This window comes from Ralstonia sp. SA306, assembly GCF_054792405.1.
Genome location: NZ_CP096451.1, coordinates 1362139 through 1387233 on the forward strand (window position 1 = coordinate 1362139; position 25095 = coordinate 1387233).

The following is a 25095-nucleotide window of genomic DNA, read 5'->3' on the forward strand; positions in this document are numbered from 1 at the left end:
GCCGACCGGCTGGGCGGATCACACCAACAATGTGAGGAGACTTTCGTGAGTGCATTGCAGGCAATGAAAAAACGGCGCCGACAGTCCGCTGGGCTGGTGGTGATGCTGATCGCAACAGCAATCGGGCTGGCAGCATGCGGCGGCGGCGATACGACATCGTCGAGCACATCGAGCACGGGCACCGGCAGCCCCGCAGCCGCCGTCTTCCAGGTCGGCACGGCAACCACCGATGCAAATCTGCCGCCCGAGCCAACGCTACCGACCGATGCGCAGGTCTGCGCGACGCTGCAGGCGAGCAATTCACTCGTGAGCCGGCCGGACGGTGCGCTGCCGCCGGAGGCTGATCCCTCGACAGTTGGCGTGGGTGTTGCAGTGACGACGGCGAAGGCGAACCCAGATCAGGCACGCATCCAGGCCGCGCTCGATGCGTGCGGTGCGTCGGTCGACGCGGAAGTCGGTGCAACCATCGCTGCGGCGGATGCGACTGCCACGGCTGCACAGACGGCGGCTGCAGTCCCCAATGTCAACATCGCCGGTGCGACTGGCGAAGAGCTTGCGAAATCGCAGTACCGTGCGTCCAAGTTTGCCGTGCGTCTTGTTGTGAACCCGAGCGGTCCGGGCAACGCGTTCATCAGCGGCCCGCTGACATTGCCCTCGGGCGTGACGTTGTGGATCGACAAGGGCGTCACGCTGTATGCGTCGCGCGATGTCATGGCGTATTCGCCCAACGCGGCAGGGCCGTATTGCGGCAACACGGCCGTCAGCTCGACAAAGGCCGGCAGCTCCAGCAACTGCACGGCGTTGATCACCGGAACGAATATCGTGAACTCCGCCGTTGTTGGTGATGGGCGGATCGATGGCCGAGGCTACGCAGAAATCGTCACGTCGAATGCGAAGTACCCGCTGATGAAGGTCGACCTGACCTGCTCGAACACGTATGCCGCGTATAAGACCGGCACCGTAGCGGCTGACGGTACGCCTTGCGACAACGGCGGCACGCTGGTCGATTCGAAATCGCCTGCGCGCAACATGACGTGGTGGGATCTGGCCTATCTCGGCAACATGGTCGACAACGGCACGACGGGCATCGGATCGCAGTCGAACTTCCGCCTGATGGTCTTCAACTATGCGAAGAACCTCACGCTGTATCGCGTCACGTTGAGCAACAGCCCGAACTTTCACGTCGTGCCCAGCGGCGTCGATGGCCTCACTGTCTGGGGCGTGAAGGTGCAGACGCCCAACCTTGCCGCGTTTGCGAACCCGGCTGGCAACGGCAACCCGCTGTACACCGGTGCGACGTTCACGCGCGACAACGTGAAGAACACGGACGCGTTTGATCCGGGTTCGGCCTCGAAGGCGATCTCGGGCAAGTTGTCGACCGGCAGCACGACTACATCAGCCGGGCCCATCTCGTTTGATGGCTACCTGAAGAACTTCGTGTTTGCCTACAACTACGTCAGCACAGGCGACGACGACATCGCGCTCAAGGGAAGCGCCAACCCGTCACCGGCCGGTTCGGGCCTGTTCGGCGTCGATGGCAACCGTGGTGTGCGGTCCGACCGCAAATACGGCATTGTGATCGCGCACAACCATATCTACTGGGGCCACGGCATCTCGATCGGCAGCGAAACGAATGCCGGCGTGACGAACGTGCAGGTCTACGACAACGCTTTCTGGAATTCGGAAGAGGGCCTGCGCATCAAATCGGACTACGCGCGCGGCGGCGAAGTCAGCAACATCCAATACGCCAATATCTGCATTCGCGATGCGACGAACGCGCTCCTGTTCACGCCGTACTACAGCACGAAGGCCGTGCCGTCGGGCGGGCCGCTGTATCCGAATTTCCACGATATCTCGCTGAACAACGTGGTCATTCAGGGCAGCGCGGGGGTCAAGCTGCAGGGCTTTGAAGCGAACACCGGTGGATATGGCGAGCCGGCATTCCCGCTCGGAATGTCGCTGACCAACGTGATTGCCGATACGCCAGCCAGCATTGCAGTGACGTCGTCGGACGCCAACCTGACGCTCAACAACACGAACCTGCCGCTGTTCCCATCGACGGCAAATCGCGTGGCATTGACGGGCAGCCCAGCGCAGTCGATCGATCCGAGCCAGTACCTTGATTGCTCAAAGGCGTTTGTTGATTTTCCTGGGATCGATCAGTCGAGCATTTTTGGCACGACCTGGGCTTCGCAATAAGGTGCGTCAGGTGCGGATCTGCGTCTTCCAGGCCAGCCACAGCTTGCGCAGCGGCGTCAGGTCCGTTCGCTGCGTCAGCACCTGGAAGCCGTCGGCTTCCACCTCGTCGAGCAGGCGCATGGCCAGCACGCCGCGAATCAGCGCTGAACGCTGGGCGCGGCGATCTTCTGCCGGCAGCGCGGCCAGTGCTTCCTTGTACGTTGCGCGGGCACGCTCGGCCTGAAATGCCATCAACGGCTTGAAGCCCTCTGCATACCGGCGGTTGAACAGATCGGCGGCCGGTACGTTGAAGCGCTGCAGTTCGTCCACGGGGATGTAGACGCGGTTGTGGCGCACGTCTTCGCCCAGGTTCCGGACGAAATGGACGAGTTGCTCGGCCAGCGCCATCAGCCGCGCGAATTCAAGCGTGCGCGCATGCGATTGCCCGGCAATGCGAGCCGTCAGCCGGCCCGCCACGCCAGCCACCTGATCGCCGTGGCGACGCAGGTTGGGCCAATCCAGATAGCGGTTCTGCATGGCGTCAGCCTCGACGCCGGCCAGCAATTCGCCCAGATGCACGGCGCCGATATCGTAGCGGGCCAGATGCGGCTGCAGTGCCTTGGCCGCCGGGTGCTCGGGGCGGCCGTCAAACAGCCGCGCCAGTTCTTGCCGCCACCACTGCAGTTTCGATTGCACGACCGCCGGATCGCTCGCGTCGCGTACGGCGTCTTCCAGCTCGCGGCGCACGGCTTCCAGGGCGATGGTCGCGTGGCGGCGTTCGGGTGCCAGAAACAATACGCTGTAGTACACGTCGCTGCCGGGCGGGGCCGCTTTGTCGGCGCAGTAATCGTCGGGGGTCACGGGAAGGGCCGTCGTGATGAGGTTTGAAGCAGGGCGGCCATTCTACAGCGCGTTGCAGTGCAGCATGCCGTAAAGCCTGGCCCGCACCCTTACCAAGAAAAGTCAATCAGACGCGGCCGTGTCGTTGACCCTGCGCATTGCCGTGGGTATATTACTGACCGGTCAGTTATTTACTGAGAGCGTGTCATGCCAGCGTTGCGTTTGCCGTACCCGCATTCCGACTCCACCGGTTTCTCCGACACGCGGTCTCGGCCGCGCAGGCGTTCATTGCCGATGATGGCATCGGCCGCCTTGCTGGTTGGCGCGGCGCTGCTGGCCGGTTGCAGCAAGGAGGCGCCCAAGGCGCCCGAAGTACGCCCTGTGCGCACCATGACGGTCACCAGCGAGCAGGGCGCCGGCACGGCGGAGTTCTCCGGCGACGTACGCCCGCGCATTGAATCGCGCCTGGGCTTCCGCGTGCCGGGCAAGATCGTCGCCCGCCTGGTGGATGTGGGCGCCACCGTCAAGAAAGGCCAGGTGCTCGCGCGGCTGGACCCGACCGATCTGGCCCTCGCCCAGCAATCGTCCCAGGCGCAGTTGTCCGCCGCCAAGACCGACCGCGATCTGGCCGCGGCTGATCTCAAGCGCTATTCCGAGTTGTTCGCCAAGGGCTTCATCAGCGCGGCCGAGCAGCAACGCCATCAAGCCAACTATGACGCCGCACAAGCCCGCTACGAGCAAGCCGGGGCTGGCTATCGCAACCAGGTGAACCAAGCCGGATATGCCACGCTTGAAGCCGACGCCGATGGCGTGGTGACGGGCGTCGACGCCGAGGTCGGGCAGGTGGTGTCCGCCGGCCAGCCGGTCGTGCGCGTGGCTCAGACTGCAGAGAAGGAAGTCGTGGTCGGCATTCCTGAGGACCAGGTCGATACGCTGCGCAAATCGCCCGAGGTGAGCGTCAAGTTGTGGGCCGATCAGTCGCGCAGCATTCCGGCCAAGGTGCGCGAGATTGCTCCGTCGGCCGACGCGCTCACGCGCACGTATACCGTGAAGATTTCGGTACCGAATCCGCCGCCTGAACTGAGGCTCGGCATGACGGCAGTGGCCACGTTTGTGCGGCCCGGCGGTGGCGCAGACAGCGGCGGCATGGGCGTTCGCGTGCCGATCAGCGCGCTGCTGCAGGATCAAGGCAAGAACGTGGTGTGGCTGTACGACGCCGCATCGCAAACGGTAAAGCCCGTGCCGGTGACGGTGGGGGCGCCGCGCGACAACGTGCTGCTGGTGACGAGCGGGCTTCAGCCCGGCCAGACCATCGTGACCGCTGGCGTGCACCTGCTCAAAGCCGGCCAGAAGGTGATGCCGATGGCGCCGGCCGATCAGCCGTCGGCGCAGTCCGCCATCACGCCGCGCCGGTAAGCCGCATCCGGCTCCCGCCCCAACACGCCAACCTTCGCGCGTATGGAACATTCCCGTTTCAACCTGTCACGCTGGGCGCTTGAACATCAACCGCTCACGCGCTTCTTGCTGGTGGCGCTGTTGCTCGGCGGCATCTTTGCGTATTCCAAGCTGGGGCAGGATGAAGATCCGCCCTTCACGTTCCGCGCGATGGTCGTGCAGGCCTTCTGGCCGGGCGCCACGGCCGAGCAGATGTCGCGCCAGGTGACCGACAAGATCGAGAAGGCACTGCAGGAAGTGCCTTACGCCTGGAAGATCCGCAGCTACTCCAAGCCCGGAGAAACGCTCGTGACCTTCCAACTGGCCGACACGTCGCCTGCCAAGGAGACGCAGCAGCTCTGGTACACCGTGCGCAAGAAGGTGGGCGATATCGCTCCGACGTTGCCGCAGGGCGTGCGCGGGCCGTACTTCAATGATGATTTCGGCGACGTGTATGGCTCGATCTATGCGCTGTCCGCCGATGGCTTTACATACCGCCAGCTGAACGACTACGCCGATGCGATCCGCCAGCAACTGCTGCGCGTGCCCAACGTCGCCAAGGTCGAGTTGCTGGGCGACCAGGACGAAAAGATCTACATCGAGTTCCAGCAGGCCAAGCTGGCGCAGATGGGCCTGGACATCAACAGCATCGCCACGCAGATCAGCCAGCAGAACAATATCGGCCCTAGCGGCGTGCTGGTCACGCCCACCGACAACGTGCAGATTCGCCTCTCAGGCCAGTTCTCGGACATCCGTGATCTGGAGAACCTGACGCTGCGCGGCCCCGGCGGCACGACAAACATCCGCCTGGGCGACATTGCCACGGTCAAGCACGGCTACGTTGACCCGCCGCACGCCAAGATGCGCTTCAACGGCAAGGAGGTGATCGGCCTGGGCATCTCGATGACCAAGGGCGGCGACATCATCCAGCTTGGCAAGGACTTGCGCGCGACGGTCGACAAGATCCGCGCGAAGCTGCCCGTGGGCGTTGAGATGGAGCAGGTGCAGAACCAGCCGAAATCGGTGCAGAGCTCCGTGGGCGAATTCGTGCATGTGCTGATCGAGGCCGTGGTGATCGTGCTGGGCGTGAGTTTCCTCTCGCTGGGTCTGCACACCAAGCCGAAGCTGCGCATTGACGTGTGGCCGGGCCTGGTGGTGGGCCTGACGATCCCGCTGGTGCTGGCGGTGACGTTCCTGTTCATGAACATCTTCGACATCGGGCTGCACAAGATTTCGTTGGGCGCGCTGATCATCGCGCTGGGCCTGCTGGTGGACGACGCGATCATCGCGGTCGAGATGATGGTGCGCAAGTTGGAAGAGGGCTTTTCCAAGATGGAGGCGGCCACCTTCGCGTACACCTCGACCGCCATGCCGATGCTGACCGGCACGCTCATCACTGCCACGGGTTTCCTGCCGGTGGGACTTGCGCGTTCGACGGTGGGCGAATACACGTTCGGCATCTTCGCCGTGACGGCATTGGCGCTGGTGCTGTCGTGGTTTGCCGCAGTGGTGTTTGTGCCGTATCTCGGCTTCCTGCTGCTGCGGACCAAATCGCATGTGGAAGGCGGGGGCCATCACGAGCTGTTCGACACGCCGTTCTACAACCGCTTCCGCGGCTGGGTGAACTGGTGCGTGGAGTATCGCAAGACGGTGATCATCATCACGCTGGTGGCGTTTGGCCTCGGCGTGTTCGGCTTCAAGTATGTCGAGAAGCAGTTCTTCCCCGATTCCAGCCGCCCTGAGCTGATGGTGGAACTGTGGTTGCCGGAAGGCTCCAGCTTCAATCAGACCGAAACCGAAGCCAAACGCTTCGAAGCGCTGATGCGCAAGGAGCAGAACGTCGATAGCGTGACGCTGTTCATCGGCTCCGGCGCGCCGCGCTTCTATCTGCCGCTGGACCAGATCCTTCCGCAGACCAACGTGGCGCAGGCCATCGTGATGCCCACTTCGCTGGAGGCGCGCGAGGGTGTGCGGCAACACGTCATCGGGCTGCTCAAGTCGCAATTCCCGCATCTGCGTGGCCGCGTGAAGCTGCTGCCGAACGGGCCGCCGGTGCCGTATCCGGTGCAGTTCCGCGTGATGGGCCCGGATATTGGCGGGGTGCGCAAGATTGCCGATCAGGTCAAGGCCATCATGAGCGCCAATCCAAACACGGTGGGCGTGAACGACAACTGGAACGAGAACGTCAAGGTGCTTCGCCTGGACATCGACCAGGACAAGGCGCGCGCGCTGGGTGTGTCGACGGGGTCCATCTCGCAGGTTACGCAGACGGTGATGTCTGGCGCGCCCATCGCCCAGTACCGAGACGGCGACAAGCTGCTCGACATCGTGATGCGTCCGCAGGAGGACGAGCGCAATACGCTCGACGCCCTGCAACGCGTGCAGGTGCCCACCAGCAGTGGCCGTACGATCCCGCTGACCCAGGTGGCGCGTGTGGGCTTTGCGTGGGAGCCCGGCGTGATCTGGCGTGAGAACCGCGACTACGGCATCACCGTGCAGTCCGACGTGGTGGACGGTGTGCAGGGCCCGACCGTGACGGCGCAGATCAACCCGCTGCTCGACAAGATTCGCGCTGACTTGCCACCCGACTATCAGATCAAGATTGCCGGCGCGGAAGAGGAGAGTGCCAACGCGGGTGCATCCATCGCTGCGCAGATGCCGCTGTGCATCTTCATCATCTTCACGCTGCTGATGCTGCAACTGCACAGCTTCTCGCGCTCGGTGATGGTGTTCCTGACCGGGCCGCTGGGGTTGATTGGCGCGGCGGCAACGCTGTTGCTGCTGCGGGCGCCGATGGGCTTTGTCGCGCAGCTCGGCATTACCGCGCTGATCGGGATGATCATCCGCAACTCGGTCATTCTGGTCGACCAGATCGAGCAGGACGTGGCAGCCGGCGTGCCAACTTGGAATGCCATTGTCGAGGCGGCCGTGCGGCGCTTCCGTCCCATCATCCTGACCGCTGCGGCGGCGGTGCTGGCGATGATTCCGCTGTCGCGCAGCGTGTTCTGGGGGCCGATGGCGGCCGCCATCATGGGTGGTCTGATCATCGCCACGGTGTTGACGCTGCTGTTCCTGCCGGCGCTGTATGCGGCGTGGTTCCGCGTCAAGCGGCCCGACGCGGAGGCGGCTGCGCCGGCGGCCTGACCTTGCGGTCTTGCAGCAGGTGCCCGGGAGGGGACTCGAACCCCTGCTCCACGTGAGGCGGGGCGGGGGATGGAAACCCTCGAACGACTGCGATATAATCGCGGGCTTCCTTTCCGGCGCTCCTGTTCAGGGAGCGCCGCGATCCATCCGGCGAGGGTGGCGAAATTGGTAGACGCACCAGGTTTAGGTCCTGACGCCAGCAATGGTGTAGGGGTTCGAGTCCCCTCCCTCGCACCAAAACTCCATCTGAAGATCAACGATTTAGATTTTCAGGCCATTAAAAATCTGGCCAATCTTTTGCCAGATTTACACTCGATTGGCCTGCATCCTTGGGTGCGACCGTGAACCGTTGCGCGTGCGAGGGCTGCATATCTGCTCGGCTGTGAGCCCAGGAAAAAAAGGCGACCGGATGGTCGCCCTTTTTTTTAGCCATGCGCCCGCCTGCTAACGGGACTTCTTTGCAATGTCCTTCGCTGCTTCCTTGATGTCTCCCGCATCCTTGCGCGCTTGGCCGCCGGCCTGCTGGAGATCACCCTTCAGCTCACGTGCAGGATTGTTGGTCGCTTTGCCCAAGGCCTCGTTGACCTTGCCCTTCATTTTCTCGACAGTACCTTTCACTTGATCCTTGTTCATGGTCTGCTCCTTTGAAAATGCGCCCTTGCGCACAGAAACGGGATAGCAGACAGCGTGCCTGGCGGCGATGTGATCGGACTGCGCGATGGAGCCTTTCGGCAATACGCTCGCATGCGGCACGCCACCCGCGCCGCAGCGTGGAAATCAGCTTCCGGCGGGTTCCATGGACGGCACTACGCGTCTGGCGTGCCAAGTGCCTTATTGATCCGCAGCGCCACCAACGTCCCCACCACGCCCGAGAGCAGGTACAGGCTCACTGCACCCAGCCCGAATAGCGACGACAAACCTAGCGCCACGAGGGGCGCGAATGCCGCACCGAACAGCCATCCAAAGTCGGTCGTCAGGGCAGCCCCGGTGTAGCGGAATCGGCTTTCGAAGTTGGAGGTAACCACGCCGGCCGCCTGGCCATACGACAGCCCCAGCAGACCGAAGCCGACCAGGATGAAGATGTCCTGCCCCGCAACACCGCCATCGAGCAGCCACGGCGCAGCCAGGCTGAAGATGCCGATCAGCACGGCCATGGCCGCCAAGGTGGTGCGTCGGCCGAAACGGTCTGCGATCAGGCCAGAGACCAGCGTCCCCACAAACGCAATCGCAGCGCCGATGATCTGGACGGTCAGCACGGCAGGCACCGTCTGTGTCTTGCGCAGCGACACCCATGACAGCGGAAACACGGTGACCAGGTGGAATAGCGCGTAGCTTGCCAGCGCGGCAAAGGCGCCCAGGAAGATATTGAAACCCTGCGCGTTCACCATCTGCAGGGTGCTGATGGGTTCCAGATCTTCTTCCTCAAGCAGTTGCGTGTATTCGTGCGTGACCACCAGCCGCAGCCGCGCAAACAGCGCCACCACGTTGATGGCAAAGGCGACGTAGAACGGATAGCGCCAGCCCCAATCGATAAATTCCTGAAAACTTAGGCTGGTGTAGAGGAACAGGAATAGCGCGCCAGCGATGATGAAGCCGGTGGGCGCGCCCAGTTGCCCAACCATGGCGTACCAGCCGCGCTTGTTTTCCGGCGCATTCAATGCCAGCAGCGATGGCAGGCCGTCCCACGAACCGCCAAACGCAATGCCCTGCATGAAGCGAAACAGCGCCAGCAGATAGATTGCCGAGTGGCCGATCGACGCATACGACGGCAAGAACGCAATGCCCACCGTGGCTGTGCCAAGCAGGAACAACGACCCCGTCAGCTTGGTGCTGCGCCCCCATCGGCGCTGGATCCGCATGAACAGCGCCGTGCCGAAGGGGCGGCCGATAAAGGCGAACGAGAAGACCGTAAAGCTGAACAACAGCCCAGCCAGTTCACTCGCAAACGGAAAATAGACCGTAGGGAAAACCAGCACCGAGGCGATGCCGTAGACGAAGAAATCGAAGTACTCCGACGCTCGCCCGATCACGACGCCTATGGCGATCTCTGCCGGTGCAACTTCATGGTGTCCTGGTGCAGGAGGCGCAGTGGGCGACGCGCGATGCTGGTGGGTCAGACTTGCCATCGTGGAGTCTCCATCGAGATTTCGGGGGAGGAGGGGGGGTGTCGTACGGCGATCTAAAAGTCCGTCATCACAAGACCAGAATAGCGCCTAAACTGCAACGACAAGTCGAAAGATCGTTGGGCCATCCCAGCGCGACGTTAACCAAACGCCACTTCCGAGACCCATGCCACGCTTCAATGCAGTAGTGACACCCCTTGGAATTACGGGAAGGTCGCTTTGGCGAGGTGCAGCAACTGCCTTGTTGGTGACCCTTGCTGGTTGTAGCAACGCTGTGCTGTTGGCGCCGGCTGGCGACATGGCGGTACGACAGCGGGACTTGATCATCATTGCAACATGCCTGATGTTGCTGATCATCGTGCCCGTGATCTTTCTCACGCTGCTGTTTGCGTGGCGATATCGGGAGAGCGCCGAAAACGCGAACTACAACCCCGATTGGGACCATTCCACCGTGCTGGAGTTGGCCATCTGGGCGGCGCCGCTGCTGATCATCATCACGTTGGGCGCCATCACCTGGGTCAGCACCCATCAGCTAGATCCGTATCGGCCGCTGACGAGACTGGATCAGAACCGTCCGGTGCCTGCCGAGACCAAGCCGCTCACCGTGGAAGTGGTGGCAATGGACTGGAAGTGGCTGTTCGTCTATCCCGAGCAAGGCATTGCCACTGTCAACGAGTTGGCTGCACCCGTCGACCGCCCGATTTCGTTCCACATCACGGCCACCACGGTCATGAACGCGTTCTTCGTGCCGTCGCTGGCAGGCATGGTCTATGCGATGCCGGGCATGGAGACGAAGCTTCATGCGGTGATCAACCGGCCTGGCGTCTATGACGGGTTCTCTTCCAACTACAGCGGCGCGGGCTTCTCGCACATGCGGTTCAAGTTCCATGGGCTGTCGAACGAAGAGTTCGACCGGTGGGTCCAGCAGGTCAAGTCGTCGGGTACGCCGCTGTCGAAGGACGCCTATCTGAAGCTTGCCAAGCCCAGCGAGAGCGAACCCGTGCAGCGCTACGCCAGCGTGGCGCCAGACCTTTATGACCGCATCCTGAACCGCTGTGTGGATGGCCAGGCATGCCTGGCCGACACCATGGCGAGCAACCGCAACGTAAGGCGCTTCGACCCCTCGGCGGAAATCTGTACCGCCAGCAATACGGCCGATGCCATGCCGATGTTTGCGCCGGATGCGGCCATCAACGACGGTCGAAGGCTGTTGCGGTAGCCGAGGGCCCTGAGTCGTTCCGGCCCTTTGCGCTTTTCAGCTCTTTCAGTCCCTTTGACGTTTTTCGCCAACATTGATCGGCCAGAATTGGTCAATACAGGCACAGGTGACATCCATGCCCGAGCGTTCCGAACTCGCCAACATGATCTTTGGCCGCCTGACGTGGGAGGCCATTCCGTATCACGAGCCCATCCTGCTCGCTACCTTTGCGGTCGTCGCGCTTGGCGGCCTTGTGGTGGTCGGGGCGCTGACGTACTTCCGCGTCTGGGGCTACCTCTGGCGTGAATGGTTCACCAGCATCGACCACAAGAAGATCGGCATCATGTACGTCGTGCTGGGTATCGTGATGCTGCTGCGCGGCTTTGCCGATGCCGTCATGATGCGGATCCAGCAGGCGGTGGCGTTTGGCGACAACCTTGGCTACCTGCCACCGCATCACTACGACCAGATCTTCACCGCGCACGGCGTGATCATGATCTTCTTCGTGGCCATGCCGCTGGTGACGGGGCTGATGAACTTTGTCATGCCGTTGCAGATTGGCGCGCGCGACGTGGCGTTTCCGTTCCTCAACAACTTCAGTTTCTGGATGACCACGGGCGGCGCCATCTTGGTGATGATGTCGTTGTTCGTGGGCGAATTCGCCCGCACCGGCTGGCTGGCCTATCCGCCGCTATCGGGCATCCTTGAGAGTCCCGATGTGGGGGTCGATTACTACATATGGGCGTTGCAGATAGCGGGGGTCGGTACCGTGCTATCGGGCATCAACCTGCTGGTGACCATCGTCAAGATGCGTGCCCCGGGCATGACGCTGATGCGCATGCCGATCTTTACGTGGACGGCACTGTGCACCAACGCGCTCATCGTTGCAGCGTTTCCGGTGCTGACGGCCGCCGTGACACTGCTCGCCTTGGACCGCTACGTCGGCACCCATTTCTTTACGGTCGAGCAGGGCGGCAGCGCGATGATGTATGTGAACCTGATCTGGATCTGGGGCCACCCCGAGGTCTACATCCTTGTGCTGCCCGCATTCGGCATCTTCTCGGAAGTGGTGGCCACGTATTCACGCAAGCGCCTGTTCGGCTACGCGTCGATGGTCTATGCAACAGTCGTGATCACCGTGCTGTCGTACCTGGTCTGGCTCCATCACTTCTTCACCATGGGGTCGGGCGCCAGCGTCAACTCGTTCTTCGGGATCACAACGATGATCATCTCGATCCCGACCGGGGCCAAGATCTTCAATTGGCTGTTCACGATGTACCACGGCAAGATCCGCTTCGAGCCGCCCATGCTGTGGACAGTCGGGTTCATGGTCACATTCGTCATTGGCGGCATGACGGGCGTGCTGTTGGCGGTGCCACCGGCGGACTTTTCGCTGCACAACAGCCTGTTCCTCATTGCGCATTTCCATAACGTGATCATTGGCGGCGTGCTGTTCGGCCTCATGGCCGGCATTACGTACTGGTTCCCCAAGGCCTTTGGCTACCGCCTCGTGTCGTCGTGGGGTAAAGCGTCGTTCTGGTTCTGGTTTGTCGGCTTCTACGTTGCGTTCATGCCGCTGTACTGGCTGGGCATGCTTGGCGTAACGCGCCGCATGAACCATTTCGACGATGCGTCGTTGCAGATCTGGTTCCAGATTGCCGCCTTTGGCGCGCTGCTGATCGCCATCGGCATTGCCTGCTTCCTGATCCAGCTTGTGGTGAGCTTCCTGCGCCGCGAGGAACTGCGAGATACGACAGGCGACCCTTGGAACGGCCGCACGTTGGAATGGTCAACATCGTCGCCGCCGCCGCAGTACAACTTCGCATTCACGCCGCTCGTACATGATTCCGACGCCTGGTGGCAGATGAAGCAGTACGGCTACCGGCGTCCGCAGGAGGGCTTCAAGCCGATTCACATGCCCAAGGGCACCGCTGCAGGCATCGTGCTCGCGGGGCTGTCCACGGTCTGCGGCTTTGCGCTGATCTGGCATATCTGGTGGCTGGCCATCCTGTCGTTCGCGGCCACGATCGTCTCGGCAATCATTCACACCTTCAACTACAAGCGCGACTACTACGTCCCGGCGGAAGATGTGGTCCGGACCGAAGCATCGCGCACCCAACTGATGGCAGGCCATGGCTGAAACGACCACATCCCTGCATGTGACCGGCCCCACGGGTACCACCACGGTGGATGACGTCCCGCCGGGCGGCTACCAGTTCCACGTCACCGAAGAGCCCCATGTGCCAAATGGCACGCTGCTCGGGTTCTGGCTGTACCTGATGAGCGACTGCCTGATATTTGCGTGCCTGTTTGCCGCGTATGGCGTGCTGGGCCGCGAGTATGCAGGCGGGCCCACCGGGGCAGAACTGTTCGAGCTGCCGCTGGTGGCGCTCAACACATCGTTCCTGCTGCTGTCGTCCATCACCTATGGCTTTGCGATGCTGCAGATGCAGCAGAACAAGGTCTCGGCCATGCAGATCTGGCTGGCCATCACGTGGGTCTTCGGCGCTGCGTTTCTTGCGGTGGAGCTTTACGAATTCGCGCACCTGATACACGAGGGCGCGGGGCCGACGCGTAGCGCGTTCCTGACCTCGTTCTTCTCGCTGGTCGGCACGCACGGGCTGCACGTAACGTTTGGCCTGATCTGGTTGATCGTGCTGATGCTGCAAGTGTCAAAGCACGGGCTGATCACTGCCAACAAGCGCCGGCTGATGTGCCTGTCGATGTTCTGGCACTTTCTGGACGTTGTCTGGATCGGCGTCTTTACCTTCGTCTACCTGATGGGAACGCTGCCATGAGCGCGCAAGATCAAACGATGAACGGCCACGGTGATACCCACGATGGTCATCACCACGAAGAAGAGGTCGGACCGCACGCCACGCTGGGCGGTTACCTGACGGGTTTTGTGCTGTCCGTCTTCCTGACGGCGATTCCGTTCTGGTTGGTGATGGGGAACGTCTTCGACAGATCATCGACCACGGCGGTGGCGATCCTGCTCATCGGGGCGGTGCAGATCGTGGTGCACATGATTTACTTCCTGCACATGAACGCCAAGTCCGAGGGCGGCTGGAACATGCTGTCGCTGATGTTCACGCTGGTGCTGGTGGTCATTACGCTTAGCGGTTCGCTCTGGGTGATGTACCACCTGAACGCGAACATGATGCCGCATATGCGTCCGCCAGCGCAGTCGAGCCCCGTCAACCTGCCGGCCCGAACACAGTAGGGATGGCATGCACGCTCCAGAAATCATCGTCACCAACGAGGCGGATGACGAAACGATCCAGATCATCGGCAACGGGCTGAACCACTTCAACGATCAACACGTCGGCTATGGCGACCGGCAACCGCTTGCGGTGCTGGTCCGCGATCCGCAGAGCGGCGACGTGGTGGGCGGCGCGAGCGGGCGGACATCGTTGGGGCTGCTGTTTCTCGATCTGTTCCATCTGCCCGAGACGTTGCGCGGCATGGGCATCGGCACTGAGGTGTTGCGTCGGTTTGAAGACGAGGGCCGCCGCCGCGGTTGCCGCTCGGCGGTGGTCTATACGATCAGCTTTCAGGCGCCGCAGTTTTACGAACGCAACGGCTGGGTACGGTTTGGAGAGGTACCTTGCGATCCGCCTGGTACGAGCCGGATCTTCCTCAGCAAGACGCTGTGAGTTAAGCCCTCAGGGCTTCACGTTCTCTTGCGCTGCGGCTTCGAGGTACTCGAGAAAGCGGCTTGCTACCGGCTCTGCATCGCCCGTGCGTCGCAATGACAGCACGGGCGATTCTTTTTTGCCGCCAGCCAGCGGCACAAAGCTGACACGCGCGTCGCCGGCGTGTTGCAGCGTCTTGGGCACCAGCGCCACGCCCATGCCGAATCCCACCATCGTCACCACCGTTTGCCACAGCCGTGCCTCGTGACGAATCACGGGGCTGAAGCCCGCATCCACGCACAGCGCGATGATCAGGTCGTGATAGTGCGGCGACACCGTGCGCGGAAAGAGGATGAACGGCTCTTGCGCAAGTGCGTCCAGCTCCAGGCTCTTGCGACGCGCCAGCGCGTGGCCAGCGGGCAAGCAGGCGACGAAGGGTTCCGAGAAGATCGGCGTGGAAACGACCTCGGCGGGAAACGTGCCCCAGTACGCGCAGCCCAGGTCGATCTGCTGGCGCTGGATCGCCTGGACCTGCTCGCCGGTGTTCATCTCGCGCAGGATGATTTCCACGGCCGGGTGGTCGGCCTCGAAGCGCTCCACCGCGCGCGGCAGGCCCCGATACAGCATCGAATTGACGAAGCCCACGCGAAGCCGGCCCGCCAGCCCGTGGGCGGAGCGCTGTGTGATGCGCTCGACTTCCGCCGCTTGCTGCAACAGCTTGCGGGCCTCATCCAATAGCACCTGGCCGGCGTTGGTGAGCGCCACGCTCTTGTTGGTGCGCGCGAGCAGTTGCACGCCCAACTGATCTTCGAACTTGCGGATGTCGAAACTCAGTGCGGGCTGCGAGATGAAAAGCCGTTGTGCCGCACGCCCGAAGTGCAGTTCTTCCGCCACGGCAACGAAGTAGCGCAGCTGTTTCAGGTCCATGGCCGTCTTGTTAAACGATAAGGAATATTTATCGTACCGGATAAAACCTGTATTGGACGATTATCGATGGCGTTTCTATGCTGGCCGGACAAAACAGGAGACAGCGAGGCCACCCGCATGAACGACATCGCCCGCGAGCCGCTTATGACCCATCCCAGCGGCCACCAAAACATCCCCGACAGCCGGGGCATCAATTTCTTTCACGTCGATCCTGACCTCGGTCGCCTCTTGCGGTTGTATCTGGGCGACGCCCGATACCGCGAGCTGGAGCCCCAGCTCAAGTCGCTCGGCCAGCGCGCCTCGGACGAACTTGACGCCTGGGCCATCAGCGCGGATCACAACCCGCCGCAGCTTCGCCACCGCACCCGCCGCGGCGAGCCCTTGCAGAGCATCGACAAGCACCCCGATTACATTGCGCTCGAACGCGTGGCCTATGCCGAGCTTGGTCTCGCATCGATGAGCCATGTCGGCGACGCACCGCCTCCGCTGGTCAAATACGCGCTCACCTATCTTTTCGTGCAGGCGGAGTTCGGCTTGTGCTGCCCGGTCAGCATGACGGATTCGCTCACGCGCACGCTGCGCAAGTTCGGCGATCGGGCGTTGGTGGCGCGCTATCTGCCGATGCTGGCGTCGCGCGACTTTGATGTGCTGTACCAGGGCGCGATGTTCATGACTGAACAGGCGGCCGGTTCGGACGTCGCCCGCATCGCCACGCGTGCCGCCTTGGAAACCGCGCCCGACGGTACACAAACGTGGCGCTTGTACGGCGACAAATGGTTTTGCTCGAACGCCGATGCCGATCTCGCCATGGTGCTCGCCCGCCCGGACGGGGCGCCATCCGGCATCAACGGCTTGGCGCTGTTCCTGTTGCCCAAGACGCTGCGCGACGGCTCGCGCAACCATTACCGCATCGTCCGCTTGAAGGACAAGCTGGGCACCCGTTCGATGGCCAGCGGCGAGATCGTGCTTGAAGGCGCCACCGCATACCTGATCGGCGAGATCGGCCGCGGTTTCCATCAGATGGCCGACATGATCAACATGTCGCGCCTGTCGAACGGCGTGCGTGCTGCCGGCCTGATGCGCCGCGCCACCACCGAAGCGTTGCACATTGCGCGCAACCGCGAAGCCTTTGGCCGCAAGCTGATCGACATGCCGTTGATGCAGCGCCAGCTTCTGAAGATGCTGCTGCCGACTGAGCAGGCGCGATCGATGTTCATGCAGATCGCGCAACTGTTGCCGCTGGCGGATGCGGGCGACGTGCAAGCCGCCAAATGCGTGCGCATCCTGACGCCGCTCATCAAGTTCCGCGCTTGCCGCGATGCCCGCCGCGTGACCGGAGACGCGATGGAAGTGCGCGGTGGCACCGGCTACATCGAAGAGTGGAGCGATGCGCGCCTCGTGCGTGACGCCCATCTGGGCTCCATCTGGGAGGGGACCAGCAACATCGTCGCGCTTGACATTGCACGCGCTGTGAAGCGCGAAGGCGCGTTGGAACCACTGCGTGCATATCTCATCGGCATGCTCGATGGCGTCACGCTGCCGGCGCAGAGCGATGCGTTGTTGCGCGCCACGCTTGACCGCGTATGCCGCGCAATCGCCAAAGTGGCTGAAGACGGCAGCGACGAACTGGTGCGTCATGCCGGCTCCGCGCTGTATCACATCACCACGGCCATCTTCATGGCGGTGGAGGGCGTGCGCCTGGCGCCGGACCATCGCCGCCTGGCGCTTGCGCATCTGGTGCTACGTCACAAGCTGTTGCCGGTCGATCCGCTGGCCTTGCCCGAGAACGATGACGCATTGCTGTTTGATGCGCTAGTCAAGCAGCGCGAGGTCTCATTTGCGCTGGCCATGCAGGCCTTGCCGACCGGAGGCGCGCAATGAGCGCAATCAACGGCGCGTTGCACGGCCTGAAGGTCATCGACCTGAGCCGGGTGCTCGGTGGGCCGTATTGCACGCAGGCGCTTGCCGATCACGGCGCGCAGGTTATCAAGCTGGAACCGCCTGTTGGAGACGAGACGCGCACCTGGGGGCCGCCCTTCGACGAGAGCGATACCGCCTGGTACTTCAACGGCGTCAACCGCAACAAGCTCGGTATCTCGGTCGACCTGTCGAACGAAGAGGGCCGCGCCGTGCTCTGGCAATTGCTGGAAGACGCCGATGTGCTGGTCGAGAACTTCAAGCCTGGCACGCTCGCCCGCTGGGGCATGGACTTTGAGCGCGACCTGCAACCGCGCTTTCCGCGCTTGATCCACTGCGCCGTTTCCGGCTTCGGCCCTGACGGCCCGCTCGGTGGGCTCCCCGGCTACGACGCCGCCATCCAGGCCATGGCCGGCCTGATGAGCGTCAACGGCGAACGCGACGGTGGCCCGATGCGCGTCGGCCTGCCGATCGTCGACATGGTGACCGGGCTCAACGCGCTCGCCGGCATCTTGCTCGCGCTGGCCGAGCGCGAGAAGAGCGGGCGCGGGCAATCGATCGATATTGCACTGTATGACTGCGGCGTGTCGCTGCTGCATCCGCATCTCCCCAACTACTTTGGCTCGGGCAAGGTGCCACAGCGCAGCGGCAACGCGCACCCGAACATCGCGCCGTACGACAGCTACCAGACCGGCACCGCGCCGATTTTTCTGGCGGTGGGCAACGATCGCCAGTTTGCCAAGCTGTGCGCGCATATCGGTGCGACGGAATTGGCGCAAGACGCGCGCTTTGCCGGCAACCGCAGCCGCTGCGCGCATCGCGCGGAGCTGAAGCACGCGCTGGAAGCACACCTGGCGCGCTTCGACTGCGAGACGCTTGCGCAAGACCTGATCCATGGCGGCGTTCCGTGCGGGCCCGTGTTGAGTGTCGATGTAGTGGCGAGCCATCCGCATACGCTGCACCGGCAGATGGTGGTCGAGCTGGGTGATTACCGTGGGACCGGCTCGCCGATCAAGCTGTCGCGCACGCCGGCCACGTATCGCAACGCTCCGCCCGCACTTGGTGCCGATACCGATGCCGTGCTCGCGTCGCTCGGCATTGACGCAGACACCCGTCAGCGCTTGTTCCAGGCCGGCGTTCTGAAATGAAATAAAGCAGGTTCACCACAACAAGGCAGACAGCCCAGCAGAGGCTGCGCCAAACCAGCAGTACCACCAAGGAGACAAACATGCCTCACCAGCCTGCGCCCCAGACCGACGCGGCCGCAAACCTGCAACCGCGCCGGGCTGCGGTAGCCGCGTTTATCGGCACCACCATCGAGTGGTACGACTTCTACATCTACGGCCTTGCTGCCGCGCTTGTCTTCGGCAAGGTGTTCTTCTCCAAGACGCTGGACCCGGGCATCGCCACACTGCTGTCGTTCGTCACGCTGTGGGCAGGCTTTGCGGCGCGACCCATCGGCGGGATCATCTTCGGTCACCTTGGCGACAAGATCGGCCGCAAGACCACACTCATCATCACGCTCATTCTGATGGGCGTGGCGACGATGGGAATCGGCCTGCTCCCGGGCTATGCGCAGATCGGCATGTGGGCGCCAGTGGGCTTGGTGGTGCTGCGCGTGATCCAGGGTGTGGCGGTGGGCGGCGAGTGGGGCGGTGCGGTGCTGATCGCCAGCGAGAGCGCGCCCAAGCGCAAGAGCATTCTGTACTCGGCGTTTGCACAGCAGGGTTCCCCAACGGGCAACCTGCTGGCGACGCTGGTGTTCTTTGCCCTGAGCGCATTGCCGACACCGCAGTTCTTGCTGTGGGGCTGGCGCGTGCCGTTCCTGCTGTCGGCGCTGCTGGTGATTGTCGGCATGGTCATCCGCCTGAAGCTGGAGGAGTCGGATGACATGAAACGCGTGCTGGCACAGAAGAAGACCGTCAAACTGCCGCTCAAAGACGTGGTGCGTGACCACTGGGGCCTCGTGCTGCTGGGTGCGGGCACGCTGCCGCTCATTCACGTGACGTACCTGAAGAGCAATTTCGCGCTCGCGTGGGCTACCAAGGAACTCGGCTACGCGCAGGACACCTTCCTCGGCATCATCGCGATTGCGCTGGTCGTGCAGTTCATTACGCAGCCACTCGGTGCATGGCTGGTCTCGCGCATGGACATGCGTCGAGCGATCTGCCTGATGGTGCTGCCTGAATTCCTGCTCATGCCGGTGATGTTCTTTGCCATCGAAACCAAGGTGGTCTGGATTGCGCTGCTCGGCATGTGCCTGGCAACGATTCCGCATTCGATGTTCTATGGCGCCATCGGCGGTATTCTGGCGCGCGTGTTCCCGACGCGCATTCGCTATACGGGCTTGTCGCTGGCGTATCAACTGTGTTCGCTTGTGGTGGGTGGCGGCACGCCCGTATTTGCGCAGTGGATGCTCAACAGGAGCGGCAATATCGTGGGCGTGGCGGTGTCGTCGGCGCTGTATGCGCTGGTGTCGCTGGCGTGCACGCTGGTGCTGCTCAACCGCACAGGCTACCGCGCAGACGAGTTGTCCACCGCCGAGCGCGCAGATGCAAGGGACCTGGGGCAGGGTGACGCCAATGTCTCGCGGCCGCTCAACGGCCCTGCACGCAAGCCGGTGCCTGCCGTCTGAGTAGCGGCCGGCACCGCGTCCTACACGAAACGTGCGGTGGCACACCTGCCGCACGTTCCCTACGATGGCAAGGGAAGCCATACGAAACGGGGAAGCGTGCCATGTCCATCTTTGACGAGAACGAGCATCGCGAGGCCTTCTGGGAAACCGTGCGCCAGGCGATTGAGGCGCGCCACCAAGCCGATGAGGCCCGTCGCGCCGGGCAGTTGACTGGGCTGGCAATCGGCCTGTCTGTGGGCGCGCTAGCGGTTGCGCTGATGGCGTGGCGGCGCCGGTCCCGGGACGATGTGGCCTGAAGCCATCTCGCTGCTTAACGCCGATGCCTTGCGCTCCCTTCTGGATTCCCGTCTATAGGGCGCGGCGGAGGTGCTGCCTGACACCTCATGCGTGGGCTGGCAGCGCCGTAGAGACTGGATGGAGGGGCGGAGCCGCACGCTTATCTGGCCGCAACAGCCAAGCATCCGATGATCGTGCAGATGGTGAGTCTGGACGACCCAGGCTCTGGCCTGAAGACGGCAGGCGGACTGCTTCAGATCAAGGCGCAAGGGGTGGGCGGCGTTACAATTCGCCGCTTCCTCCCAGGGTGTTCCATGCCACGCGGCCTCGTTCTCGCCACGCCTCAGCTCACGTCGGACGGCACGCCGTTCTCCACGCAATACGACGACGTTTATCACAGCGCTGAGGGCGGTCTGGCGCAGGCGCATCACGTTTTCCTGGGCGGCAACCGCTTGCCGGCCGCATGGCAGGGCAAGCGCACCTTCACCATCGTCGAAACCGGCTTCGGCCAGGGCCTCAATTTCCTGGCCACGTGGGCTGCATGGCGCGACGATCCGCAGCGTTGTGCTCGGCTCGATTTCGTCTCGATTGAGAAGCATCCGTTCGATCGTGCTGGTTTGTCGATCGTGCATCCGAAAAGCGGCGCGCTGGCCCCACTGGCCGAGATGCTCCGTCAGTCGTGGCCAGTGCCGGTACCCGGCGTGCATCGCCTGGAGTTCGACGGCGGCCGCGTCACCCTCACGCTACTGTTTGGGGATGCGATGGAGACGCTGCCACAACTGTCGTGCGCCGCCGACGCGTTCTATCTCGACGGGTTCTCTCCTGCCAAGAACCCTGATCTGTGGCAGCCGCGCGTGTTCAAGCAGCTTGCGCGAGTCGCTCGCGCGGGCGCCACATTGGCCACGTACACCGCTGCAGGATTCGTGCGACGCGGCTTGCAGGAGGCCGGCTTCGAGGTGCACAAGGCGCCCGGTTTCGGCTCCAAGCGCCACATGACCGTCGCGCAGTTCCCAACCCATTGGCGCACACGGCGTGGGCCGGCTGAAGCGCCCGCCTGGAGCCAGCATCACGCCATCGTGCTTGGCGCCGGGCTTGCGGGCTGCTCTGTTGCCGAGCGGCTCGCATCGCGCGGCTGGCGCATCACGCTTATCGACGCAAACGACGGCCCCGGGCGCGGCACGTCGGCCCACCGCGCAGCGGCCATGCACCCGCATGTGTCCATCGACGACAGCGTGCTCTCGCGCTTATCGCGCGCCGGCAACCTGCTCGCACGCCGCCATTGGGACGCACTCGATCGCGCCGGCTTTGCCACAGGTTTCCAACCCACCGGCGTACTGCAACTCGCCGAACACGCCGACGACGCTGTCGAGCAGCAACGCATCGTGCAAGCGCTCGGCTATCCGACCGATTACATCGATTGGCTCGACGTGGACGAAGCCGCCCGGCGCGTCGGTGCCAGCGTGCCGCAGGGCGGCTGGTGGTTTGCGCAAGCCGGGTGGGTCGCGCCGCCTGATGTTTGTCGCGCCAATCTCGCCGCTGCTGGCACCGTAGTTGATGCGCGTTGGAATACGCACGTCGAATCGCTGCGCCAAGTCGGCGATCAATGGCACGCGCTGGATTCCCAAGGCGAGGTGATTGCGAGCGCGCCGGTCGTCGTCCTCGCCAACAGTCTGGGTGCCGCACGCCTGGCTCCGCTGACATCTGCGTCGCTCAAGCCAGTGCGCGGCCAACTCACCGATGTGCCGATGAGCAGTTTGGAGGCGGGTGCCGCGTGGTCGAAAACCGTCGTCTGCGGCGATGGTTACCTGCTGCCCGCGGAATCGTGTGCGAAAACGGTGCGCACGGGCTCGTCGTTCCAACCGGGCGAATCCGATCTGGTCGAGCGCATCGCCGATCACGCGGCCAATCTCGGACGACTGGCCCGGTTGCAGCCGCAGCAATCGGGCGCGCTGGCGAAGCTGGATCCTGCGGCGCTGCATGGTTATGTCGGTGTGCGGTGCGTCTCCGCGAATCGGTTGCCGTTGATCGGCCCATTGGTGGATGAGGCGGCGGCCATGGCGCCCGGCTTTCGTTTGCGCGGCCCGCACGCGCAACTGCCTCGCCTCGCCGGGCTGTATGCGGCGCTTGCGTATGGCTCGCGCGGGCTCACGTGGTCGGTGCTGGGCGCGGAACTGCTTGCAGCCCAGGTCGACGGTGGTCCGTTGCCGCTTGAATCCGATCTGGCCGCAGCGCTAGATCCTGGCCGCTTTACCCTGCGGGCATTGCAGCATCGACGCACGCAGGAGCAGGCCGCCGCACCCGCGGAAAACGAAATCGCGGGACCACTGGATTAACGCCCCGTTTGAAGGGTTTTCCAAGCGTTCCGACCCAAAAAATCAGGGCCGGTGAACGTTCCATGCCATAATATGCGTTTTGCGTTTGCCAGCCTGAACGCGCCCGTTGTGCCGCGCATTGTGCAGTGAAGCGGCCCTCGCGCCGCATTCCTGCAAGCCCGGCAAGACCAAGAACTTTGAACCACGGCTGCTGCTGGCGCTGCGCCGTTCGACGCAACCATCTTCTGAATCTGGAATTACGACCATGTCGACTATCGAAAACCTCGGCAAGCTTGATCGCAAAGTGACCCTGGCTGTCCCGAAGGCCGAAGTGGAGCAAGAGAAGCAAAGCCGTCTGGCGCGTCTGTCCAAGACCGTCAAGATGTCCGGCTTCCGCCCGGGCAAGGTCCCGATGAAGATGGTCGAGAAGCAATACGGCCAACAAGTCGAATTCGAGGTGCGCTACGACAAGGCCGCCCGTCAGTTCTTCGACATCACCAACGAGCAAGGCGTGAAGGTTGCCGGCCAACCGCGCTTCGAACTGAAGACCGAAGGCGTGTCCGATGACCAAGTCGCGTTCGACGCCACTTTCGAGGTGTATCCGGAAGTTAAGCTCGGCGATCTGGCTGGCGCGGAACTGACCCGCACCAAGACCGAAATCACCGATGCCGAGATCGACAAGACGCTCGACATCCTGCGCAAGCAACGCGTGCATTACCACCCGCGCGGCGAAGCCGGCGAGCATGGCGACGGCGGTGCAGCCGTCGCACAGGACGGCGACCGCGTGACGGTCGATTTCGTCGGCACGATCGATGGCGTGGAATTCGCCGGCGGCAAGGCTGAAGGTTTCAGCTTTGTGCTGGGCGAAGGCCGCATGCTGCCCGAGTTCGAACAAGCCACGCTGGGCCTGAAGCAGGGCGAGTCGAAGAAATTCCCGCTGGCGTTCCCCGAGGACTACCACGGCAAGGACGTCGCCGGTAAGACGGCTGAATTCACCGTCACGCTCAAGCAAGTCGAGTGGGCGCACCTGCCGGAAGTCAACGAAGCCTTCGCGCAGTCGCTGGGCATCGCCGACGGCAACCTCGACAAGATGCGCGCCGACATCCGCGAAAACCTCGAGCGTGAAGTCAAGCGCCGCACGCACGCGCTGCTCAAGGACCAAGTCATGGAAGCGCTGCTGAAGGTAGCAGAGCTGGACGTGCCGAAGTCGCTGGTCGAACAAGACCAGGAGCGCCTGGTTGAAATGGCCCGCCGTGACCTCGAGTCGCGCGGCATGCCGAACGCCAAGAACATGCCGATCCCGGCCGAGATGTTCACGCAGCAAGCTGAGCGCCGTGTGAAGCTGGGTCTGGTGCTGGCCGAAGTCGTGAAGGCCAACGGCCTGGAAGCCAAGCCGGAACAGATCAAGGCCGAGATCGAAGAGTTTGCCAAGAGCTACGAAGATCCGAAGGAAGTCATCCGCTGGTACTACGGCGACCAACAGCGCCTGGCCGAGATGGAAGCCTACGTGCTCGAAAACAACGTGGTAAATTTTGTGTGCGACAAGGCCAAGGTAACTGAGAAGGCTGTGTCGTTCGAAGAGCTGACCGCCACCCCGGCGCAAGGCTGATTCGATCGATAGAGTTTCCGAAATAAGCACCGGAGAACCGCATGATCCGCAATGAACTGATCGACCAACTTGCCCGCACCCAGGCTTCCGCGCTCGAAACGCAGGGGCTCGGTCTGGTGCCGATGGTGGTCGAGCAGTCGGGCCGCGGCGAGCGCGCCTACGACATCTACTCGCGCCTGCTCAAGGAGCGAGTGATTTTCATGGTGGGCGAGGTCAACGACCAGACTGCCAACCTCGTGGTGGCACAGTTGCTGTTCCTGGAAAGCGAGAATCCGGACAAGGACATCTCGCTGTACATCAATTCGCCGGGCGGTTCGGTATCGTCCGGTCTGGCGATGTACGACACGATGCAGTTCATCAAGCCGGACGTGTCCACGCTCTGCATGGGCATGGCAGCCAGCATGGGCGCGTTCCTGCTGGCGGCCGGTGCGAAGGGCAAGCGCCTGGCCTTGCCGAACTCGCGCATCATGATTCACCAGCCTCTGGGCGGTGCACGTGGCCAAGCTTCGGACATCGAGATCCAGGCGCGCGAGATTCTGTACCTGCGCGAGCGCCTGAACACTGTGCTTTCGGAAGCGACCGGTCAACCAGTTGACAAGATCGCTCGCGACACTGATCGTGACAACTTCATGAGCAGCGAACAGGCCAAGGAATACGGCCTGATCGACCAGGTCATCGCCAAGCGCTGAAGTGTCGAAGTCATGCGCTGATGTGCGCGGTAGGCGGTATTGTCGGTGCGCTCCACGACACACCGGTTAACCGCGTCAAACATGTCAAGCGGTGTCAAAAACGAGGCCTCGCGCCTCGTTTTTGCTTTGAACAACACCTGCGGATCGTCGCCAGATAATTTGGCGTATGATGCTGCCA

The 25095-nt window shown here is 62.9% G+C and carries 19 protein-coding genes and 1 tRNA gene; 16 read left to right on the plus strand and 4 right to left on the minus strand.

The features are described 5' to 3' along the window. Window positions 1-63: 63 nt before the first annotated feature. A complete protein-coding gene (locus M1D44_RS06600; protein WP_316853958.1) occupies window positions 64-2199 on the plus strand; it encodes a glycoside hydrolase family 28 protein in 2136 nt (711 codons plus the stop codon). A 6-nt stretch (window positions 2200-2205) separates the two neighbouring features. Here the strand turns inward: M1D44_RS06600 and hpnD are convergent, their stop codons facing one another. Then, on the minus strand, window positions 2206-3039 hold the full coding sequence (gene hpnD, locus M1D44_RS06605; RefSeq protein WP_024975581.1) for a presqualene diphosphate synthase HpnD: 834 nt from the start codon (window positions 3037-3039) through the stop codon (window positions 2206-2208). Window positions 3040-3225: 186 nt separating this feature from the next. Here hpnD and M1D44_RS06610 point away from each other — a divergent pair, with 186 nt between their 5' ends. The 3 genes from M1D44_RS06610 (at window position 3226) to M1D44_RS06620 (ending at window position 7833) form a co-directional block, all read left to right on the plus strand. Next, on the plus strand, window positions 3226-4434 hold the full coding sequence (locus tag M1D44_RS06610) for an efflux RND transporter periplasmic adaptor subunit (RefSeq protein WP_316853881.1): 1209 nt from the start codon (window positions 3226-3228) through the stop codon (window positions 4432-4434). 42 nt (window positions 4435-4476) lie between these two features. Continuing rightward, a complete protein-coding gene (locus tag M1D44_RS06615; RefSeq protein WP_316853882.1) occupies window positions 4477-7596 on the plus strand; it encodes an efflux RND transporter permease subunit in 3120 nt (1039 codons plus the stop codon). A gap of 150 nt (window positions 7597-7746) precedes the next feature. Further along, a tRNA-Leu gene (locus tag M1D44_RS06620) sits at window positions 7747-7833 on the plus strand. Between the two features lie 207 nt (window positions 7834-8040). Here the strand turns inward: M1D44_RS06620 and M1D44_RS06625 are convergent. Continuing rightward, entirely contained in the window at window positions 8041-8229 is a 189-nt protein-coding gene (locus M1D44_RS06625; RefSeq protein WP_316853883.1) for a CsbD family protein, read from the minus strand. 173 nt (window positions 8230-8402) lie between these two features. Continuing rightward, window positions 8403-9722: an MFS transporter gene (locus M1D44_RS06630; protein ID WP_024975585.1), complete on the minus strand. Its 1320-nt coding sequence runs from the start codon at window positions 9720-9722 to the stop codon at window positions 8403-8405. Between the two features lie 163 nt (window positions 9723-9885). Between M1D44_RS06630 and cyoA the strand changes: the two genes are divergently transcribed. The 5 genes from cyoA (at window position 9886) to M1D44_RS06655 (ending at window position 14573) form a co-directional block, all read left to right on the plus strand. Further along, window positions 9886-10938 (plus strand): ubiquinol oxidase subunit II, encoded by a 1053-nt coding sequence (gene cyoA / locus M1D44_RS06635; protein ID WP_316853884.1) that lies wholly within the window; start codon window positions 9886-9888, stop codon window positions 10936-10938. A 115-nt stretch (window positions 10939-11053) separates the two neighbouring features. After that, a complete protein-coding gene (gene cyoB, locus M1D44_RS06640; protein WP_316853885.1) occupies window positions 11054-13057 on the plus strand; it encodes a cytochrome o ubiquinol oxidase subunit I in 2004 nt (667 codons plus the stop codon). After that, on the plus strand, window positions 13050-13715 hold the full coding sequence (cyoC, locus tag M1D44_RS06645) for a cytochrome o ubiquinol oxidase subunit III (protein WP_024975588.1): 666 nt from the start codon (window positions 13050-13052) through the stop codon (window positions 13713-13715). The genes cyoB and cyoC overlap by 8 nt, the downstream gene beginning before the upstream one ends. Then, window positions 13712-14140 (plus strand): cytochrome o ubiquinol oxidase subunit IV, encoded by a 429-nt coding sequence (gene cyoD / locus M1D44_RS06650; RefSeq protein WP_024975589.1) that lies wholly within the window; start codon window positions 13712-13714, stop codon window positions 14138-14140. Before cyoC ends, cyoD begins: the two co-directional genes overlap by 4 nt. Window positions 14141-14147: 7 nt before the next feature. Continuing rightward, window positions 14148-14573, plus strand: a complete 426-nt coding sequence (locus M1D44_RS06655) for a GNAT family N-acetyltransferase (RefSeq protein ID WP_316853886.1) — start codon at window positions 14148-14150, stop codon at window positions 14571-14573. 9 nt (window positions 14574-14582) lie between these two features. On the opposite strand, the gene M1D44_RS06660 is transcribed toward M1D44_RS06655, so the two are convergent. Continuing rightward, a complete protein-coding gene (locus M1D44_RS06660; RefSeq protein ID WP_024975591.1) occupies window positions 14583-15479 on the minus strand; it encodes a LysR family transcriptional regulator in 897 nt (298 codons plus the stop codon). Window positions 15480-15596: 117 nt separating this feature from the next. Between M1D44_RS06660 and M1D44_RS06665 the strand changes: the two genes are divergently transcribed. The 7 genes from M1D44_RS06665 (at window position 15597) to clpP (ending at window position 24917) form a co-directional block, all read left to right on the plus strand. After that, complete coding sequence (locus tag M1D44_RS06665; RefSeq protein WP_316853887.1) at window positions 15597-17360, plus strand: acyl-CoA dehydrogenase family protein; 1764 nt, start codon at window positions 15597-15599, stop codon at window positions 17358-17360. Then, complete coding sequence (locus M1D44_RS06670; RefSeq protein ID WP_316853888.1) at window positions 17357-18544, plus strand: CaiB/BaiF CoA transferase family protein; 1188 nt, start codon at window positions 17357-17359, stop codon at window positions 18542-18544. The genes M1D44_RS06665 and M1D44_RS06670 overlap by 4 nt, the downstream gene beginning before the upstream one ends. Before the next feature lie 80 nt (window positions 18545-18624). Beyond that, window positions 18625-20031 (plus strand): MFS transporter, encoded by a 1407-nt coding sequence (locus tag M1D44_RS06675; RefSeq protein ID WP_024975594.1) that lies wholly within the window; start codon window positions 18625-18627, stop codon window positions 20029-20031. A gap of 101 nt (window positions 20032-20132) precedes the next feature. Next, the gene (locus M1D44_RS06680) at window positions 20133-20327 is read left to right on the plus strand and encodes a hypothetical protein (protein ID WP_024975595.1); all 195 of its coding nucleotides are present in this window, start codon (window positions 20133-20135) and stop codon (window positions 20325-20327) included. Window positions 20328-20621: 294 nt separating this feature from the next. Continuing rightward, a complete protein-coding gene (gene mnmC / locus M1D44_RS06685; RefSeq protein WP_316853890.1) occupies window positions 20622-22640 on the plus strand; it encodes a bifunctional tRNA (5-methylaminomethyl-2-thiouridine)(34)-methyltransferase MnmC2/FAD-dependent 5-carboxymethylaminomethyl-2-thiouridine(34) oxidoreductase MnmC1 in 2019 nt (672 codons plus the stop codon). Between the two features lie 244 nt (window positions 22641-22884). Then, entirely contained in the window at window positions 22885-24228 is a 1344-nt protein-coding gene (gene tig / locus M1D44_RS06690; RefSeq protein WP_112184787.1) for a trigger factor, read from the plus strand. A 41-nt stretch (window positions 24229-24269) separates the two neighbouring features. After that, window positions 24270-24917: an ATP-dependent Clp endopeptidase proteolytic subunit ClpP gene (gene clpP / locus M1D44_RS06695; protein WP_024975598.1), complete on the plus strand. Its 648-nt coding sequence runs from the start codon at window positions 24270-24272 to the stop codon at window positions 24915-24917. Window positions 24918-25095 lie beyond the last annotated feature (178 nt).